Below are 16,595 nucleotides of genomic sequence, written 5' to 3' on the forward strand. Positions count from 1 at the left end.
ATGGGTGCGATACCGGACCGAGACCCGCACCCTCCGATCCGGCCCCAACGCGAACCGCGACCTGTTCCCGGCTACCCGTTCGGCTCTTCGGGAGGGAGCGCGTCGAGAAGCTCCTCAAGAACGATGACGAGCTCGTTGTAACCCTGCATGTAGAACAGCGCGTCTGAGCCCGGTGTTTCACCGTCGATGACGCCGGCGAGGACCGTGCGCGCTTCCCGGGTCGCGGCCTGCAGGCGCGTCTCGATGCCCGGGAGGCTGCGGATCCATTCGTCGACGAGGGTGAAGCGGATGGGCGTGAAGTCGTGCGCGTCGACGCCGACGTGGAACTCGTGCCCGTGCGGGCCGTGATCGCGGGCATGCGTGTGACCGTGCAGCAGCGGGACGCCACCGTCGCTGCGTGGGCGGTGGGTCGTGTGCCGGTCGGTGCCGTGCGAGTCGCCGCTGTAGGGGTAGTGGGATGCCAGAATCCGGTACCCGTGGCGTGTGCCCTCAATGACCTCGGGGAGGATGCTCCACCCGGCCGCCTCGTACACCGGCGTGAACCGTTCGATCGCGCGCCTTGACTGTGTCGCCGGCGAGACCCGATCATGGTTGCCGGGCACGAGGAACCGTCGCCCGTTCAGGTGCGCGGTCAGCCCGACGGATTCCTCGATCGGCCCGAGCGCGAGATCACCGAGATGAAGCACAACGTCGTCCGGGCCCACCACATCGTTCCATCGTCGCGCAAGCTCCGCATTCATCTCTTCCACGGTCGCGAACGGACGCTCGGCGAGTTCGCTGATGCGTGCGTGACCGAAATGCTGGTCCGAGGTGACGAAGTCGACCTGGTCGAAGTCGAACCACGGATACTCGCTCACAGCTGCTCTCCACGCTCGCAGTCGAGGCTGCTTCTACAGCTCATCGACGTCGACGCCGAAGCGCGCCGCCACATCCTCGAGCGGTTCACCGCTCATGCCATCCCGCTCACGCACCACCCGCTCGACCTCGCGGTCGTCGATTGCTTCGACCAGCTCCTCGAGTACTCGGTCGATGTCGCCGCCGTTCGCGGCGGCGACTCGCGCCACTTCCCTTGCCGCGTCAGCGAGCGTGTAGAGACGCTCCCAGGGGTGGTCTCCGTGACGGGCGATCGCGACGGTCTCACGAGTGTAGGAGCGGTCGTCCCCGGCGACGAGCCAGCGTTCCTCGCCCTCAGCGGTGATGAAGAAATCGACCACACACTCACCGCACGGCATCTTGTAGACGCCCGGTTCGGTGGGCGCCGCCTCGGTCGCACGCGTGATCATCTCGCGGATGACGCCTTCCCAATCGACCGCCGGTTCATCGTCGCCCATGGTGACCTCCCGAAGTAGAACAGAGAAGTGTCTCACTTCGGCACCGCGGCGTCTAGGGCTCAGCCCCGTCGCGTTCGCGCATCAGTTCGCTTGACCACCGATGGTCTACCCGAGCTGGTGGGCAAGAATCACAGCCTGCACGCGGTCGCGGACGCCGAGCTTGGCGAAGATTCGGTTGATATGCGTCTTCACCGTTGCGGGTGAGAGATGCAGTGCCTGGCTGATCTCGCCGTTGGAGAGGCCGAGCGCGATCGCGTTGAAAACGTCGCGTTCTCGGGGGGACAGAACCGAGAGGCCCTGTCCGCCCGGGACGGGCTGGTCGCGGCCGGTGTAGGCGTCGATGAGCTGCCGTGTGATGCGGGGCGTCACGATGGCATCGCCTCGAGCGACGACGCGTACGGCGTCCACGAGTTCTTGGTGTGTCGCAGTTTTGACGAGGAACGCACTCGCCCCCGCGCGGAGTGCCCCGAAGGCGTACTCGTCCAAGTCGAACGTCGTGAGTACGATCACGCGGCTCCGCAGCCCGCCGTCGACAATTGCGCGGGTGGCGTGGATACCGTCTTGACGCGCTGTGGGTGACGGAACGCCGCACCCGACTGTCGGCCGGCTATCTCGACCGGCGGTTCGCGGAGCTGCGGGACGAGGCCGGCTTGTCAAAGGCCCTGACTCTGCACAGCCTCCGGCATTCGTACGTGACGCACCTGCTCGAGTTCGGCTACGCCGACCGATTCGTCCAGGAGCAGGTCGGGCACATGCATGCTTCGACGACCTCGATCTACGCCTCCGTCAGCTCGGACTTCAAGAACCGGGTACTCGCGGACGCATTGAAGGCCCTCATCGAAGGAGAAGCAGATGACCGTTGAGCTCGAGACCGCATGGAGCCTCCGCAGCGTGATGGCCTCGCGCGGGATCTTCCAGACCTCCAAGCTGAAGCCGTTGCTCGAGGAGCGGGGCGTCGACCTGTCCCGGGAACAGGTGTACCGACTGGTGACGCAAGCACCGCAGCGGGTTCGCATCGACGTGCTCGCCGCGCTGTGCGACGCGTTGGAGTGCTCGCTCGACGACCTCGTGCAGGTCACCCGCCGGGAGGCTGCGGCCCCGGTCGCGGTGGGTGAAGAGGCGACGCGGGGTGCGATCGGCGATCTGCGGCCCGTGCGGGCCACGATCCGTCGCCCGCGCTCGAAGTAGGCCGCGGTGGCGAAGCCTCCGCAGGAGCCCAGGGTTGCTGAGGTCGCCGGGCTCGTCCACGCGATCGCGCCGGAGATCCCGGTGGAGCGCCTTGTTGAGATCGTGGCTGAAGTCGCACCCGTGCCGCTCACCCAACGGCGTCTCGAACTCGCACTCCTCAAACAACCTGGAGTCCTCGAAGGGCGACACCGGAACGTACCGGTGACGGTGCAGGATCTGGCCCACGCTCTCGTGAACGAGGGTGCCGGGCGGGTCGTCTTGCCTACATGCGATTCCTGTGGACGTGCCGTTCGGATGCCTCACAAGACGCAGACCGGCGGTCGCCACTGCTCGCGCTGTGAACGGAATGCCCGATCGGTCGCGTGTGCCAGATGCGGACGAGTTCAGCCCGTGCAGCGCACCGTCGATGGGCAACGGTTCTGCCGGGACTGCTGGCGAGCCGATCCGCGGTCGTTCGGCGACTGCTCGCGATGCGGGCAGAACGCCACGATTATCGTCCGTCGCCCCGCGCTCGTCTGTCTCGCGTGCTACACCGCGCCGGTCAAGATGTGCGAGCTCTGCGGGGAGCCGGGCCGCGTAGCGACGCACCTGGACGGCCGACGGGTCTGCGCCCGCTGCTACTACGCGATGCGACGCCCCCAGCCGTGCCCGGAGTGCGGGCGGAAGGTGTTCCTCACTGGCTTCATGAATGGGCACAAGGTCTGCGCCGAGTGCGCAGGAGCTCCCGTGACGATGGCATGCCCGGGATGCGGGACGATCGAAGAGGTGCGCAAGCACCGGCTATGCGTAGAGTGCCGGCGACCTATCGCCATCCAGCAACTGCTTGCTGACGACAGCGGAGAGATCCGCCCCGAGCTGCACCCGCTCGCGGAGTATCTGGTGACGCACCACGGCAGTGCGATCTCCCTCGAGCGGTGGCTGTACAAGAGCCGCTGTGCGGTCGTCCTCCGTGAGCTCGCCGATGGCACGCTGCCCCTCACCGCGGACGCGATCATGACCAGAGCGCACGCCGGCCAGTCCGTGGCATTCCTGCTCTCGCTCCTCATCCGCTCAGGCGTGCTGCCCGATTTCGACATCCAAGCGGCGAGGTTCGAGCACTGGTTCCAACGGTGGCTTCCGACCGTCCCCCATCCCGAGGACCGGCTCCTCCTACGGCGGTACTGCACCTGGGAGCTGCTGCCGTCGGGCAGATCACTCAGGGGCAGACCAGCTACGGCCGTCCGATCCGGCTCCACCTATCAGAAGGTGCGTGCGGCGCTGAAGCGGTGCGCGGCCCTCCTGCAGCAGATCCGCGCGAGCGGCGAAACGCTGACGACATACCCGCAGCGATCTCTCGACGGCTTCCTCACCGGTTCGCCCTCACAACGGGATGCCCTCGCGCCGTTCACCCGGTGGCTGCGACGGCACCGCCTGAGCCGCCTCCGGGTCGAGTTCCGCAGCCATCGCCTCGAAGGGCGCGACTACGCCGCCGACCATCGGTGGACGATGGCACGCGCGTTCATCACGCGAGACGACATGGATCCCGTGACGCGAGTCAGCGGATTGCTCGTCCTGTTCTACGGGCTCCACCTGACCCGCATCGCAGCGATCACCCGCGCACAAGTCGATACGACCGCGCGCCCCATGACGCTGACGGTCGGAACTGAACCGATCGAGCTGCCCGAAGTCCTCGCCGAAGCAATGGTCCAGCTGCTCGACGGCAACCGCTCCGACACTTGGCTCTTCCCGGGCAGGAACCCGGGCCGACCGATCACCCCCGGGCCGCTCAGCCGTCGACTCCGTCAAGAAGGACTCCTCGCCGGCAGCGCTCGTGTCACCGCGCTGATGGACCTCACCCGACAACTGCATCCTCGAATCGTGTCCGACCTGCTCGGCATCACGGCGTCATCAGCTGCCGCCTGGGCACGCCTCTCCGGGGGCGAATGGTCCGACTATCCCGCGCTGCGCTCAACCTCGACCTGAGCACCAATGGCCTCCCGCTACGCTTGCGCCTCCAGTGGGACTGCCTGAATTATCGGACAGACCCCCGGGCTTGGCTACAGATAGCGGCAGACCTGATCCGAGCTGCACGTGTCGGGCTCGACGTGCTCGGCCTGGTCGCGGAGCCCGGCGAGGGTGTCGCGCAGGTCGTGGAGCTGCCTGAGCTGCTGGTCGATATCGGTGAGGCGTGCGTCGAGGAGGTCGCGGACGTGGCTGCAGGGCGCTTGGCCGTGGTCGCGGATGTGGAGGATCTGCTGGATCTGGGCGAGGGTGAGTCCAGCGGCTTGGCCGCGGTGGATGAAGTCGATTCGGGCGATGGTCTCGGCGGTGTAGTTGCGGTAGCCGCTGGGCGTGCGCCCGGCCGGCGGCAGGAGCCCCTGGTCCTCGTAGAACCGCAACGTCTTCGCCGTGGTGCCGGCCGCGTCGGCGAGCTCTCCGATCCGCATTCCCCGCCCCCCCTTTTCGCTGGTCGCAAATTTCGTGCTTGACCTTCCCCTGTGGTGGAAGGTTCATGATGAGTGTATCAGCGGGATGTTCCAAGATGTCCAGGGAGGAATAAGGATGCCATCGAGGTTTGATCTGGCCGTGATTGGGTCGGGTGGCGCGGCATTCGCCGCGGCGATCCGCGCCACCACACTGGGAAAGTCGGTGGTGATGATCGAGCGCGGCACGTTGGGCGGCACGTGCGTGAACACGGGGTGCGTTCCGTCCAAGGCGCTGCTCGCGGCCGCCGAGGCCCGCCACGTGGCCGCGGATGCGGGCTCCCGGTTCCCGGGGATCGCCGCCACCGCTGGCCCGGTAGACATGCACGGGCTGGTGGGTGGCAAGCAGGACCTGGTCGAGGCGATGCGGAGTGAGAAGTACATCGACGTGGCAGAAGCCTACGGCTGGCCGGTCCGCCAGGGCGAGGCGGCGTTCGCCGGCACGCCGGATGCGTCGGTCCTCGAGGTCACCGCCGCGGACGGCACCGTCGAAACCATCGAGGCCGCCCACTACCTCATCGCCACAGGCTCCCGCCCGTGGGCTCCTGCCATCGAGGGGCTGGACGGCGTCGACTTTCTCACCTCGACGTCGGCGATGGAGCTGTCCGAGGTGCCTGACTCGCTGCTGGTGCTCGGCGGGGGCTATGTGGCGCTGGAGATGGCACAGTTGTTCGCCCGGCTCGGCTCGAAGGTGACTCTGCTGGTGAGGTCCCGGCTGGCGTCGAAGGAGGAGACGGAAGTCTCCAAGGCGTTGCAGGAAATCTTCGCCGACGAGGGCATCCGAGTGGTCCGCCGCGCCATCCCCACCCGCGTCACCCGCGACCCGGGCACCGGCCAGATCGTCGCCGCGGCCGAGGTCTCGGGCGGCGTGCAGGAGTTCCGTGCCGACGAGATCCTCGTCGCGCTCGGCCGCGCCCCGGTCACCGACGGGCTCAACCTCGAGACCGTGCAAGTGAAGACCGGCGCGGCCGGAGAGGTCGTGGTCACCGACCAGTTGCAGTCCTCCAACCCTCGCGTCTGGGCGGCTGGGGATGTCACCGGGCACCCCGAGTTCGTCTACGTCGCAGCCCGGCACGGCACGTTGGTCGCCGAGAACGCCTTCACTGACGCCAGCACGTCGGTCGACTACACGCGGATGCCGCGGGTCACATTCACGAGCCCTGCCGTCGGCGCGGTCGGGATGACCGAGAAGGAGGTCATCGCGGCCGGGATCCGCTGCGACTGCCGTGTCCTGCCACTGGAGTACGTGCCCCGCGCGCTGGTGAACCGGGACACCCGCGGGTTCATCAAGATGGTCGCCAACGCGGACACCGGCGAGATCCTCGGCCTGACCGCGGTCGCCAAGGACGCCGGCGAACTCGCCGCCGCAGGTGTCCACATCCTCGGCAAGACCATCACCGAGGTCGCCGACGCGTGGGCCCCGTACCTGACCACGGCCGAAGGCATCCGGATCGTAGCCAAGGCCTTCACCACCGATGTGTCGATGCTGTCCTGCTGCGCCTGACCGCGCGCCAGACAGCGGATCCACCCCATCAGAAACTGGAGCCTCGCCCGCTCCTCGATCGGCCCGCCCGGGTCGAATCGATCTCCCCGGCCAGCGGCGACACGATCCGCGTCACCGTCGACTCGACCGCCGGTGTCACTAGCGTGGAACCGGCGACCGCGGTGGTGTCCTTGGTCAGCCCCGAGGCCATGCACTCGATTCGCTCCTCGTTCTGCAACCAGGTCCACTACTTCGCTTCCCGCGAGGACGCCGCCGGATGGCTCACGGAACACCCGATGGCCCAAATCCTCACGGTCGCCGATGCCTTCGAGGTTGGCAGCACCCTGATCACCGAGATGCTCGAGCGCCCCCGGACCGGTGCCGACGAACTGTCTGGAAGCTGCTGCGGTCCCGAGACCTGCTGCTGAGACGGCACCACGAGAGGACAGAACACCAATGCCTCCCAACCAGGACGACCAGCGAGGCGGCCGTGGCCTGCTCCTTGGGGCCGTCGCCGCACTGCTCGTGGTCGGCTGCTGCGCCCTCCTTCCACTTCTCGTCGTCGGAGGCACGATCACAGGGATCGGCACCCTCCTCCGCAACCCGTGGGTGATCACGGGCGGTGCCGCACTCCTGATCCTCGCGGTGGTTGCAAGCATCGTGATGACAGCGCGTGCCAGGCGACACCGCCGCGAAAACGACCCCGACTGCTGCCCGCCCCTTCGCCCGACCATAACGAAGACAGACCCGAGGCGAAGGGAAACCGGAACCAAATGATCATGGCCATTAGACCCCGGCATACGGCCCGCCCGATAGGCCCCTAGCCAGCAGGCAAGTCGCCGATCAACGCGCGCGAACTCTGATGTGAAATCTAAAGGTCATCCGCATGGTCCCGGATCAAGCCGTCACGCGGCGGCGACGTCCTGCGCGGTCACGTGCTTGCCTTGCGCGTCGACGCGGCGCGCAGGCCGTTGAGGATCACGATCACCTCGGCGATCTCGTGCACCAGCACCACCGCCGCAAGCCCCAGGACGCCAAAGAGGGCGAGCGGGAGCAGGGCGGTGATGATCAGCAGCGACAGGATGATGTTCTGGTTGATGATGTGCCGCCCCCGACGGGCATGGGCGAACGCGCGCGGGAGAAGCCGCAGATCGTGACCGGTGAAGGCCACGTCGGCCGACTCGATCGCGGCGTCGGAGCCCGTCGCGCCCATCGCGATCCCGATGTCCGCGGCGGCCAGCGCAGGGGCGTCGTTGATGCCGTCGCCGATCATCGCGACCGGCCCCTTCGCACCGAGCTCTGCGATCGCGGCGGCCTTGTCTTCGGGGCGCAGCTCGGCGCGGACGTCATCGATCCCTGCATGCGCAGCGAGGGCGCGGGCGGTGCGGGCGTTGTCGCCGGTGAGCATGGTCACCCCGATGCCCTGGGTCGCGAGGGTGCGGACCACTTCAGGGACCTCGGGGCGCAGCTCGTCGCGGACGCCGATCGCGGCGACCGGGACGCCGCCGCGGTGGACGATCACGACTGTCATGCCCTGCTCCTCCAGCCCCGCGACCCGGTCGCCGAGGGTCCCGGCGTCGAGCCAGCGCGGGCTGCCGACGGTGATCCGCGCGCCGGCGAGCTCGCCCTCGATGCCGTGCCCGGCCTGCTCGGTCACGCCCTCCGCCGCAGGGGCATCCGGCGCTGCGGCGGTGATCGCGGCGGCGAGGGGGTGGGTGCTGTGCTGCTCCAGAGCGGCCGCCCACGCCAGCGCCTCCGCCTCGCTCACACCGTCCACGGTGAGGACGGCGGTGACGGCGGGCTCGTTGCGGGTGAGGGTGCCGGTCTTGTCGACGGCGACGTGGCGGATCACGCCGAACCGCTCGAACGCGGCACCGGACTTGATGATCACGCCGAACTTGCTCGCCGAGCCGATCGCCGCGACCACGGTCAGCGGCACGGAGATCGCCAGTGCGCAGGGCGATGCCGCGACCAGCACGACCAGGGCGCGGGTGATCCACAGCTCCGGGTCGCCGAGCAGCGAGCCGATGATCGCGACCAGGGCGGCGAGGATCAGCACGCCCGGGACGAGAGGGCGGGCGATGCGGTCGGCGAGGCGGGCGCGGTCGCCCTTCTCCGCCTGAGCCTTCTCCACGAGGTCGACGATCGTGGTCAGTGAGTTGTCGGTGCCTGCCGCGGTCGTTTCGACCTCCAGTGCCCCGGCGGTGTTGATTGCGCCGGCGGAGACGGCATCGCCGGGTTCGACCTCGACCGGGATCGACTCCCCGGTGATCGCGGACGTGTCCAGGCTGGAACGTCCCGTGCGGACGACGCCGTCGGTCGCGATCCGCTCACCCGGCCGCACCAACATCAGCTGCCCGACAGCCAGATCCTTCGCGGCGACCTCGACCGAGACGCCGTCGCGGCGGATGGTGGCGGTCTCCGGGACGAGCTTGAGCAGTGCCCGCAGCCCGCCGCGGGCACGGTCCATCGCCTTGTCCTCCAGCGCCTCGGCGATCGAGTACAGGAATGCCAGCGCTGCGGCCTCCTCGACGTAGCCGAGGATCACCGCGCCGACCGCGCTGATGGTCATCAGCAGCCCGATGCCGAGCTTGCCCTTGAAGAGGTTCCGGATCGCGCCCGGCGTGAACGTCGACGCGCCCAGCAGCAGGCCGATCCAGAACAGCACCAGCGCAGGGATCTCCATCCCGGACCACTCCAGCGCCAGACCGGTGAGGAACGCCACACCGGAGAAGACCGGGACCATGATCCCGCGGTCCCGCCACCAGGGGCGCTCCGCCTCCTCGGCCTCTTCGCCGACTGCGGTCTCAGGCTCGTCGTGCTCGCAGCCGCACGCCGCGCTCACGCGCCCGCTCCCGTCCCGCAGCAGCCCGGCACCGTGCACGAAGCGTCCATGCAGGGCGCGTGCTCGTCCACCGCGAGCGTCACGTCCACCAGCGCGGTCAGCGCCGCCGCGAGGTGCGGGTCCGCGATCTCGTAGCGCGTCTGCCGCCCTTCCGGCTCGGCGACCACGATGCCGCAGTCGCGCAGGCAGGTCAGGTGGTTCGAGACGTTCGAGCGGGTCAGCTCCAGCTCACGCGAGAGCACCGCCGGGTAGCTGGGGCCGTCGAGCAGGGTCATCAGTATCCGGGAGCGCGTCGGGTCCGCCATGGCCCGGCCGAGCCGGTTCATGACGTCGAGACGTGGAGCAATGGTCAGCATGCACTGATCATACAGTGTTGACTGAACTAATCCCAGGATGAATAGTGCACCCTGCGACATTCGGCCCTACCAGTAACCCCGCGGGCGCGCAGCAGCAGCCCGGCGTTTTCGAGCGCGCCGAGGACGCGGACGATGCTGGTGGTGTTGCAGGACACCACCCGGGTCAGGTCCCGGCCGAGCGCGGTGGCGTAGTTGGCCTGGGCGACGAAGGAGTGCCCGGTGGTCGAGTGCGCTTCCCCGCCCTGCACGATCACCTTTACTCCCGCCGCCTGGTAGCGGGGCAGGTTTCCGGCGGCGACGTGCTTGGGGGTCGTATCGACGATCACGTCGCTCTGCGCGAGGAGATCGTCGAGGGTTCCCTCGGGGCGGATGCCGGTGTCCACCATGCCGCTGTGCGCGTCGGGGGTGGCGGCGAATACGGGCAGCCGCGGGACGGCGGATTGTATTCGCCAGTCGGTGACGATGTCCGCGACGCCCACCAGGTGCATGTCGGGTTGGGCGTGGACGGCGTCGGCGACCCTCTTGCCGATCACTCCGTACCCGTTGACGCCGACTCTGATCCTGTCCATCTTCGTCTCCTTTCGTGGTGTTCTTGAGCCGTGCGCGGGTCAGGGGCGGGGTCGGCGGCGCCGCAGCGTCCACAGCAGATAGCTGCCGAGGGCGCCGATCGTGCCGGTCCCGGCGCCGATCAGGACGCCTTCCCGGGAGCGCCATTTCGTGTTCCCGCCGACGAGGGTGCCGATCCCGCTGATCAGCGCGGCGGCGATCATTCCCGCGACGACACGGTTGCCGACGCGTTCGGCGCGCCCGACGAGAGGTTCCAGCTCCGTCGCGCGCAGGTGCACCTCGAACCCGCCGTCTTCGAGGAGATGCCGGAGCCGGCTCAGGGTGGCGGGCAGCTCGGTGAGCAGTGCCCCGGTGTCGGCTCCCGCGCGCGCCCATCGCCGGGCCAGAGCCGGCAGGGACAGCTGGGCGCGGGTGAGCTGCTCAGCGTAGGGCTGCAGGGCGTCGAGCATCTGGAAGTCCGGATCCAGCCGCGCCGCGGTCCCTTCGGCCATCATCAGCACTTTGAACAGCAGCGCCGTCTCCTGCGGAAGGTGCAGCTGGTGCTGCTGCAGGAGGCCGAGCAGCTGCTGGAGCATGATTGCGAGGCTGATCTCCGACAGCGAACGGCCCCGGTAGCGGGCCGTGAACGCGGTGATCGCCTGCCGCAGCCCTGCCCGGTCGACGACGTCGGCGGTCCGGGAGATTTCTATCAGGGCGGTGGTGAGGGTGTCCGGGTCGTCGCGGGTGAAGGCGAGCACGATGCCGGCGAGGCCGTCCGTGGTCTGTTCGGTGAGCTCCCCGACCATCCCGAAGTCGATCAGCGCGAGCGCGCCGTCGGGCTGCACGAACATGTTCCCGGGATGGGGGTCGGCATGGAAGAACCGGTTGTCGAACACCATCGTGAGCACGATGTCGGCACCCAGCCGCGCGAGTGCGACCCGGTCGATGCCGGCGGCGTCCAGGCCCTCCAGGTCGTCGATCCGCACCCCGCTCATCCGCTCCAGGGTCAGCACGCGCGAGGTCGTGGTCTCCCCGTGCACGCGGGGAATCCGCACCCGCGCCGCGTGGGCGAACTCCTGCGCGAACCGTTCGGCGTTGCGGGCCTCCTGCAGGTAGTCCAGCTCGGCACGCAGCGTGCGGGAGAACTCCTCCACCAGCCCGGGCAGGTCGTACTGCCGGATGGCATCCCAGCGCCGGTCGGCGCGGTCGGCGAGGTTGCGGAGAATGTCCAGGTCTTCATGCACCTGCGCGACCACGCCGGGCCGGCGCACCTTCACGACGACCTCGGTGCCGTCGTGAAGAGTTGCCGCGTACGCCTGCCCGATGGACGCCGCCGCCAGCGGCACCGGGTCGAACTGGGCGAACACGTGCTCTGGGTCGGCGCCGAGCTCTTCACGGAGCACGTCCCGAATGCCCTCCCACGGTGCCGCGGCGACGTCGTCCTGCAGTTTGGCGAACTCGGCGACCCATGCCGCGGGGAGCAGATCGTGCCGGGTGGAGAGGATCTGGCCCAGTTTCACGAACGTCGGCCCGAGCTCCTCCAACGCGACCCGCACATGCTCGGGGTTCGTGTAGGGGTCCTCCTGCCGGGCGTGTCCGAGGGCGCCGCGGTGGAACGGCACCAAGCCGCCCAGGCCCAGCACGCCGGCCAGGACGCCGAGTCCGTGCCGGCGCAGCACGGCCCCGATCTGCCGGTACCGGCTACTCCCCGCGCCCATCAGCTCACGCCCCTCTCGGCTGGAGTGCCGGCCGATGCTCGTTCGAGGATGAAGTCGACGCGCGCGTCGGGGGCGAGTGCGGGGACGGTGACGACGGGAAAGCCCAGCTCCTGGTACACCAGCCCGAGCAGGTCGTGGATGCGCCGCTGCGCGGCGGGGTCCTCGGTGCGCGCGTAGTCGGACGCCAGCGGGAGCAGGTCAAGCAGGAACACCGTCGCGTACCGGGCGCCGGCCAGCGCGCCCAGCAGGGCGGTGCCGGGGGCGAGGCCGAGGAAGCGGTAGTAGGCGAGCGAGTCCGGCAGAGCACGGTCCAGGAACACGGTCTGTTGCGGCTCGAGGGAGCGTTCCTGCTCGATCTGCATGTCGACGACGGCGCGCTGGAACTCGCTCTGCCGTGCCCGCACCTCCGCGGTGCTGCGCCCGGTGATCCGTTGCAGGTCGATGTAGTGGCGGGCGTGCTCGATTGTGGTCGTGTACCCGCGGCCCCGCAGCAGGTTGACCGTGGTGGTCTTGCCCGAGCTGGGACCGCCCGTCACGACGTGCCAACGGGTGGTCTGTGCGGGCCGCGGCTCCTGGATGCCGGTCATGACCTCACCCTACACCCTGTACCCCTACAGGGTATGGTAGATTGTGGGTGGAGGTGCGAGATGGCACACGGGTATGTGGACAACAAGCCGGCGCTGCTGGCGCGGCTGAGCCGCGCGGAGGGTCAGGTGCGCGGGATCGCGCGGATGATCGACGAGAACGTGTACTGCATCGACGTGCTGACCCAGGTGTCGGCGGCGACGAAGGCGCTGGAGTCCGTCGCGCTGTCGCTGCTGGAAGACCACCTCGCGCATTGCGTCGCGCAGGCGACCGCCGAAGGCGGCCCGCTCGCGGAGGAGAAGCTCCGCGAGGCGAACGCCGCGATCGCGCGCCTCGTGCGCTCCTAACGTTGTCCCCACTCACATCGTTCAACGCTCTTGAAGGGAGCACATCATGACCGGACAGGGATTCCAGGACCTCGGCCTGCAGGCGACCAGCACCGGCGGTGGCTGCGCCTGTTGCAGCCCCACCTCCCACGCCACGGCAGCCACCGACACCGGCGCGCCGGCGCAGCAGACGGCGGCGGGTGAGACCGTGTCGGCGCAGTTCCTGGTGGAGGGGATGACCTGCGCGCACTGCGTGCGTAGCGTCACCGAGGAGGTCTCCGCGATCGACGGTGTCTCCGACGTCGCGGTCGATCTGCACGCCGGTGGCGTGTCCACGGTGACGGTGTCCAGCGCGACGCCGGTGGATGCGGAGCGGGTGCGGGCGGCGGTGGAGGAGGCCGGGTACAGCCTCGCCGCAGCCTCATGAGCACGCTGGACGTCGATCTCGACATCACCGGGATGACCTGCGCGTCGTGCGCGACGCGGGTCGAGCGGAAGCTGAACAAGCTGCCCGGGGTGGAGGCGACGGTCAACTTCGCCACCGAGAAGGCCCGCGTGCACTCGGAGGCCCCGGTGCCGGTGGAGGAGCTGATCGCGGCGGTCGAGCAGGCGGGGTACGGAGCGAGCCTCCCAGCCCCGCCTGTGCCCGACACGGCTGAGCAGACCATCCCGCGGGACGATGAGCTGGCGTCGCTGCGGCAGCGGCTGATCGTCTCGGCGGTGCTGGCGGTGCCGGTCGCGGTGCTGTCGATGATCCCCGCCCTGCAGTTCACCTACTGGCAGTGGCTCACGCTCACCCTGGCCGCGCCGGTGGTGGTGTGGGGGGCGTGGCCGTTCCACCGCGCCGCGGCGATCAATGCCCGGCACGGGGCGGCGACGATGGACACTCTGATCAGCGTCGGGGTGCTGGCCGCGTTCGGCTGGTCGCTGTACGCGCTGTTCTTCGGCGGTGCGGGGATGCCGGGAATGCGGATGAGCGTCACCTTCGTCGGCACCCCGCAGGCCGGTGGCCACGAGGTGTACCTGGAGGTCGCCGCGCTGGTGACCGTGTTCATCCTCCTCGGCCGCTACCTCGAGGTTCGTGCCAAGCGGCAGTCCGGCGAGGCCCTGCGCGCCCTGCTGGAGCTCGGCGCCAAGGACGCAGTGATCCTCCGCGAAGGCACTGAGCAGCGCGTCCCCGTCGCACAGCTCGTTCCGGGTGATGTCGTGGTGGTGCGGCCGGGTGAGAAGATCCCCGCCGACGGCCTCGTCACCGAGGGAATGTCCGCGGTGGACGAGTCGATGCTGACCGGCGAGTCCGTGCCGGTCGAAGTCGCCCCCGGCTCCCGCGTGGTCGGCGCGACTGTGAACACCGGCGGGCGCCTGCTCGTGCAGATCACCCGCGTCGGCGCCGACACCGAGCTGGCCCGGATGGCGCGGCTGGTCGAGGAGGCGCAGACCGGCAAGGCCCAGGTGCAGCGCCTCGCCGACCGGGTGTCGGCCGTCTTCGTCCCCATCGTCATCGTCCTCGCCCTGGCCGCGTTCGCCGGGTGGCTGATCGCGGGGGCGCCCTTGGAGGTCGCCTTCACCGCCGCGGTGACCACCCTGATCATCGCCTGCCCGTGCGCGCTGGGGCTGGCGACGCCGACCGCTCTGCTGGTCGGCACCGGCCGCGGCGCCCAGCTGGGCATCCTCATCCGCGGACCCCAGGTGCTCGAGCAGACCCGCCGCATCGACACCGTCGTGCTCGACAAGACCGGCACCATCACCGCCGGCACCATGACCGTCACCGGCATCCACCCCGCTCCCGGCACCGATGAGGCGGAGCTGATCCGGTTCGCCGCGGCGCTCGAGCACGGCTCCGAGCACCCCATCGGCCGCGCCATCACCGCCGCAGCCGACGGCCCGACGGATGCCGTGGAGTCATTCGCCGCCGAGGCCGGTCAAGGCGTGCAGGGCATCGTCGACGGCCGCCTGGTCGCCGCCGGCCGCGCCTCCTGGATCACCACCCAATGGGCGCTCCCCATCCCCGCCGAGCTCGCCGCGACCATCGCGGCGGACGAGGCGGCGGGGGCGACGGTGACGGTGGTGGCGTGGGACGGGCAGGTGCGCGGGGCGATCAGCGTCGCCGACACCATCAAACCCACCAGCCGTGAGGCGGTCGCACGGCTCCGGGAGCTCGGGTTGACCCCGATCCTGCTCACCGGCGACAACCCCGGCGCCGCCCGCGCGATCGCCAACCAGGCCGGGATCGAGGACGTCCGCGCCGGGGTCACCCCGCAGGGCAAGCTCGACACCATCCGCGACCTGCAGGCCGCGGGCCGGGTGGTCGCGATGGTCGGCGACGGCGTCAACGACGCCGCAGCCCTCGCCGCCGCCGACCTCGGGATCGCGATGGGCACCGGCACCGACGCGGCCATCACCGCCGCGGACCTGACCATCGTCTCCGGCGACCTGATGCTGGTCCCGGACGCGATCCGGCTGGCCCGCCGCACCCTGGGCACGATCAAGGGGAACCTGTTCTGGGCGTTCGCGTACAACGTCGCCGCGATCCCGGTCGCGATGCTCGCCCTGCTCAACCCCATCCTCGCCGCCGCGGCAATGGCGTTCAGCAGCGTGTTCGTCGTCACCAACAGCCTCCGCCTGCGCCGCTTCCGCCCCCTGCCCACCCCGACCCGTGCCGGCGCCCCCGCCACCCGAGAGCCCGCGCCCGTCCAGGCCTAACCATCGCTCGAGAAGGAGACACACCATGTCCCACGACCACGACCACTCCGGGCACGACCACACGCACGGGCACGACCATGGAGGACACGAGCATGGTGCGCACGAGCATCACCATCACGAGCCGCCGGCGGGGGCGACGAACCTGGTGACCTGTCCGGTGATGCCCGGCAACCAGGTCGACCCGGCCTGGGCCGAGCAGCGCGGCCTGTTCCGCGACTACCAGGGCAGCCGGTACTGGTTCTGCTGCGCCGAGTGCGGGCCGCTGTTCGACGCCGACCCGGCCCGCTACGCGCACGCCGCCTGACCGGCCAGATAACCCGGTCGGAGATAGAGGGTGGACACGGCGGTCGGGCTGGTGCAGGCGTACCTGCGGGTCAACGGCTACTTCACCGTCGCCGAATACCCCGTGCTGGACGCCACCGGTCCCGGCGGTCCCCGCACCATCACCGACCTGGACATCCTCGCCGTACGGCTGCACCGCGCACCGGGAGCGTCCGGGACCGTCGACGCACCGCTGGACCCGGCCCTGGGTGCCGGGGGCGGAGCGGACATGATCGTCGGCGAGGTCAAGGAAGGCCGCCCGCACCCCAACCCGGCGATGCGGGACCCGGCCGTGCTGGAAGCCGCGTTCACCCGGTTCGGGTGCTGCGCCCCGACCGATGCCGCCCGGCTGGTCGCCGAACTGCTGGAAACGGGACGGACGGTGGCGCCGGAAGGGCGCACGATCCGCACGGTCGTGTTCGGCAACCCCACCTCCCCGCCCGGGGCGGGGGCGCCGTGGCACACCGTCCCGTTCGCCCGGGTGCTGCGCTACCTCGAAGACCACCTGAGCGCGCACTGGGGCATCCTCGGCCGCACCCAGATCAAGGACGACACCCTCGCCCTGCTGGCCCTGCGGGAGAAGGCCCACCGCGCCGCGACCGGCGCCTCCCGCCAGGGCACGGACCGGTAGGGCGGGTCATGGCGGGGGAGCGTGTGCACACGCAGGGGGAGCCGGTGTGGGTGCGCACCCGTGGCGGGCGCGCCCCTTATGCGATGGTGCTGCCGGGCCC

The 16,595-nt window shown here is 69.7% G+C and carries 20 protein-coding genes; 11 read left to right on the forward strand and 9 right to left on the reverse strand.

Annotated elements, in window-relative coordinates:
* Positions 1 to 71 precede the first annotated feature (71 nt).
* The 3 genes from F6W70_RS17470 to F6W70_RS17480 all read right to left on the reverse strand — a co-directional run bounded on the left by F6W70_RS17470 (position 72) and on the right by F6W70_RS17480 (position 1,841).
* Entirely contained in the window at positions 72 to 857 is a 786-nt protein-coding gene (locus F6W70_RS17470; protein WP_061683262.1) for a hypothetical protein, read from the reverse strand.
* Positions 858 to 890: 33 nt separating this feature from the next.
* Positions 891 to 1,331, reverse strand: coding sequence for a zinc ABC transporter ATPase (locus F6W70_RS17475; protein ID WP_151487469.1), 441 nt, complete (start codon positions 1,329 to 1,331; stop codon positions 891 to 893).
* Positions 1,332 to 1,436: 105 nt separating this feature from the next.
* Entirely contained in the window at positions 1,437 to 1,841 is a 405-nt protein-coding gene (locus F6W70_RS17480; protein WP_051498749.1) for a response regulator transcription factor, read from the reverse strand.
* 26 nt (positions 1,842 to 1,867) lie between these two features.
* Here F6W70_RS17480 and F6W70_RS17900 point away from each other — a divergent pair, with 26 nt between their 5' ends.
* From F6W70_RS17900 to F6W70_RS17490, 3 genes are all read left to right on the forward strand, one after another.
* Positions 1,868 to 2,194, forward strand: a complete 327-nt coding sequence (locus tag F6W70_RS17900) for a tyrosine-type recombinase/integrase (protein WP_275587390.1) — start codon at positions 1,868 to 1,870, stop codon at positions 2,192 to 2,194.
* Positions 2,184 to 2,519 carry a helix-turn-helix domain-containing protein gene (locus F6W70_RS17485; protein WP_060960789.1) on the forward strand — a complete coding sequence of 112 codons (336 nt, stop codon included), beginning with the start codon at positions 2,184 to 2,186 and terminating at the stop codon, positions 2,517 to 2,519. Before F6W70_RS17900 ends, F6W70_RS17485 begins: the two co-directional genes overlap by 11 nt.
* 732 nt (positions 2,520 to 3,251) lie before the next feature.
* The gene (locus tag F6W70_RS17490) at positions 3,252 to 4,481 is read left to right on the forward strand and encodes a hypothetical protein (RefSeq protein ID WP_223849007.1); all 1,230 of its coding nucleotides are present in this window, start codon (positions 3,252 to 3,254) and stop codon (positions 4,479 to 4,481) included.
* Between the two features lie 74 nt (positions 4,482 to 4,555).
* Here F6W70_RS17490 and F6W70_RS17495 read toward each other — a convergent pair whose 3' ends face one another.
* Entirely contained in the window at positions 4,556 to 4,945 is a 390-nt protein-coding gene (locus F6W70_RS17495; RefSeq protein ID WP_017828519.1) for a heavy metal-responsive transcriptional regulator, read from the reverse strand.
* A gap of 115 nt (positions 4,946 to 5,060) precedes the next feature.
* Here F6W70_RS17495 and merA point away from each other — a divergent pair, with 115 nt between their 5' ends.
* The 3 genes from merA to F6W70_RS18070 are packed head-to-tail and all read left to right on the forward strand — an operon-like array spanning position 5,061 to position 7,241.
* Positions 5,061 to 6,485 (forward strand): mercury(II) reductase, encoded by a 1,425-nt coding sequence (gene merA, locus F6W70_RS17500; protein ID WP_151487470.1) that lies wholly within the window; start codon positions 5,061 to 5,063, stop codon positions 6,483 to 6,485.
* Complete coding sequence (gene merB / locus F6W70_RS17505; RefSeq protein WP_025104814.1) at positions 6,395 to 6,892, forward strand: organomercurial lyase; 498 nt, start codon at positions 6,395 to 6,397, stop codon at positions 6,890 to 6,892. Before merA ends, merB begins: the two co-directional genes overlap by 91 nt.
* Positions 6,893 to 6,920: 28 nt before the next feature.
* A complete protein-coding gene (locus tag F6W70_RS18070; protein ID WP_081603833.1) occupies positions 6,921 to 7,241 on the forward strand; it encodes a MerC domain-containing protein in 321 nt (106 codons plus the stop codon).
* A 154-nt stretch (positions 7,242 to 7,395) separates the two neighbouring features.
* Here the strand turns inward: F6W70_RS18070 and F6W70_RS17515 are convergent, their stop codons facing one another.
* Genes F6W70_RS17515 through F6W70_RS17535 form a run of 5 tightly spaced genes read right to left on the reverse strand, consistent with a single transcriptional unit; the run spans position 7,396 to position 12,516 of the window.
* A complete protein-coding gene (locus F6W70_RS17515; RefSeq protein WP_174524677.1) occupies positions 7,396 to 9,309 on the reverse strand; it encodes a heavy metal translocating P-type ATPase in 1,914 nt (637 codons plus the stop codon).
* Positions 9,306 to 9,665: a Cd(II)/Pb(II)-sensing metalloregulatory transcriptional regulator CmtR gene (gene cmtR / locus F6W70_RS17520; RefSeq protein WP_060960787.1), complete on the reverse strand. Its 360-nt coding sequence runs from the start codon at positions 9,663 to 9,665 to the stop codon at positions 9,306 to 9,308. Before cmtR ends, F6W70_RS17515 begins: the two co-directional genes overlap by 4 nt.
* Before the next feature lie 26 nt (positions 9,666 to 9,691).
* Positions 9,692 to 10,234 carry a type II glyceraldehyde-3-phosphate dehydrogenase gene (locus tag F6W70_RS17525; RefSeq protein ID WP_081767967.1) on the reverse strand — a complete coding sequence of 181 codons (543 nt, stop codon included), beginning with the start codon at positions 10,232 to 10,234 and terminating at the stop codon, positions 9,692 to 9,694.
* Positions 10,235 to 10,273: 39 nt separating this feature from the next.
* Positions 10,274 to 11,929 (reverse strand): ABC1 kinase family protein, encoded by a 1,656-nt coding sequence (locus F6W70_RS17530; protein ID WP_151487471.1) that lies wholly within the window; start codon positions 11,927 to 11,929, stop codon positions 10,274 to 10,276.
* Complete coding sequence (locus tag F6W70_RS17535; RefSeq protein ID WP_151487472.1) at positions 11,929 to 12,516, reverse strand: AAA family ATPase; 588 nt, start codon at positions 12,514 to 12,516, stop codon at positions 11,929 to 11,931. Before F6W70_RS17535 ends, F6W70_RS17530 begins: the two co-directional genes overlap by 1 nt.
* A 60-nt stretch (positions 12,517 to 12,576) precedes the next feature.
* Between F6W70_RS17535 and F6W70_RS17540 the strand changes: the two genes are divergently transcribed.
* The 5 genes from F6W70_RS17540 to F6W70_RS17560 are packed head-to-tail and all read left to right on the forward strand — an operon-like array spanning position 12,577 to position 16,495.
* The gene (locus tag F6W70_RS17540; RefSeq protein ID WP_151487473.1) at positions 12,577 to 12,861 is read left to right on the forward strand and encodes a metal-sensitive transcriptional regulator; all 285 of its coding nucleotides are present in this window, start codon (positions 12,577 to 12,579) and stop codon (positions 12,859 to 12,861) included.
* A 46-nt stretch (positions 12,862 to 12,907) separates the two neighbouring features.
* Positions 12,908 to 13,267: a heavy-metal-associated domain-containing protein gene (locus F6W70_RS17545; protein ID WP_051498747.1), complete on the forward strand. Its 360-nt coding sequence runs from the start codon at positions 12,908 to 12,910 to the stop codon at positions 13,265 to 13,267.
* Entirely contained in the window at positions 13,264 to 15,543 is a 2,280-nt protein-coding gene (locus tag F6W70_RS17550) for a heavy metal translocating P-type ATPase (RefSeq protein ID WP_060960785.1), read from the forward strand. The genes F6W70_RS17545 and F6W70_RS17550 overlap by 4 nt, the downstream gene beginning before the upstream one ends.
* 25 nt (positions 15,544 to 15,568) lie before the next feature.
* Complete coding sequence (locus F6W70_RS17555; RefSeq protein ID WP_005049577.1) at positions 15,569 to 15,847, forward strand: YHS domain-containing protein; 279 nt, start codon at positions 15,569 to 15,571, stop codon at positions 15,845 to 15,847.
* Between the two features lie 30 nt (positions 15,848 to 15,877).
* Positions 15,878 to 16,495 carry a hypothetical protein gene (locus tag F6W70_RS17560; RefSeq protein ID WP_135948657.1) on the forward strand — a complete coding sequence of 206 codons (618 nt, stop codon included), beginning with the start codon at positions 15,878 to 15,880 and terminating at the stop codon, positions 16,493 to 16,495.
* The last annotated feature ends 100 nt before the right edge of the window (positions 16,496 to 16,595 follow it).

It is taken from the genome of Microbacterium maritypicum (assembly GCF_008868125.1).
Lineage (GTDB): Bacteria > Actinomycetota > Actinomycetes > Actinomycetales > Microbacteriaceae > Microbacterium > Microbacterium maritypicum.

Bases quoted from the DNA above. Each gene is read 5' to 3' on its own strand.
- F6W70_RS17475 (WP_151487469.1), bottom strand. From the start codon at position 1,331: ATGGGCGACGATGAACCGGCGGTCGATTGGGAAGGCGTCATCCGCGAG.
- F6W70_RS17485 (WP_060960789.1), top strand. From the start codon at position 2,184: ATGACCGTTGAGCTCGAGACCGCATGGAGCCTCCGCAGCGTGATGGCC.
- F6W70_RS17490 (WP_223849007.1), top strand. From the start codon at position 3,252: ATGGCATGCCCGGGATGCGGGACGATCGAAGAGGTGCGCAAGCACCGG.
- F6W70_RS17495 (WP_017828519.1), bottom strand. From the start codon at position 4,945: ATGCGGATCGGAGAGCTCGCCGACGCGGCCGGCACCACGGCGAAGACG.
- merA (WP_151487470.1), top strand. From the start codon at position 5,061: ATGCCATCGAGGTTTGATCTGGCCGTGATTGGGTCGGGTGGCGCGGCA.
- F6W70_RS18070 (WP_081603833.1), top strand. From the start codon at position 6,921: ATGCCTCCCAACCAGGACGACCAGCGAGGCGGCCGTGGCCTGCTCCTT.
- cmtR (WP_060960787.1), bottom strand. From the start codon at position 9,665: ATGCTGACCATTGCTCCACGTCTCGACGTCATGAACCGGCTCGGCCGG.
- F6W70_RS17525 (WP_081767967.1), bottom strand. From the start codon at position 10,234: ATGGACAGGATCAGAGTCGGCGTCAACGGGTACGGAGTGATCGGCAAG.
- F6W70_RS17530 (WP_151487471.1), bottom strand. From the start codon at position 11,929: ATGGGCGCGGGGAGTAGCCGGTACCGGCAGATCGGGGCCGTGCTGCGC.
- F6W70_RS17535 (WP_151487472.1), bottom strand. From the start codon at position 12,516: ATGACCGGCATCCAGGAGCCGCGGCCCGCACAGACCACCCGTTGGCAC.
- F6W70_RS17540 (WP_151487473.1), top strand. From the start codon at position 12,577: ATGGCACACGGGTATGTGGACAACAAGCCGGCGCTGCTGGCGCGGCTG.
- F6W70_RS17545 (WP_051498747.1), top strand. From the start codon at position 12,908: ATGACCGGACAGGGATTCCAGGACCTCGGCCTGCAGGCGACCAGCACC.
- F6W70_RS17550 (WP_060960785.1), top strand. From the start codon at position 13,264: ATGAGCACGCTGGACGTCGATCTCGACATCACCGGGATGACCTGCGCG.
- F6W70_RS17555 (WP_005049577.1), top strand. From the start codon at position 15,569: ATGTCCCACGACCACGACCACTCCGGGCACGACCACACGCACGGGCAC.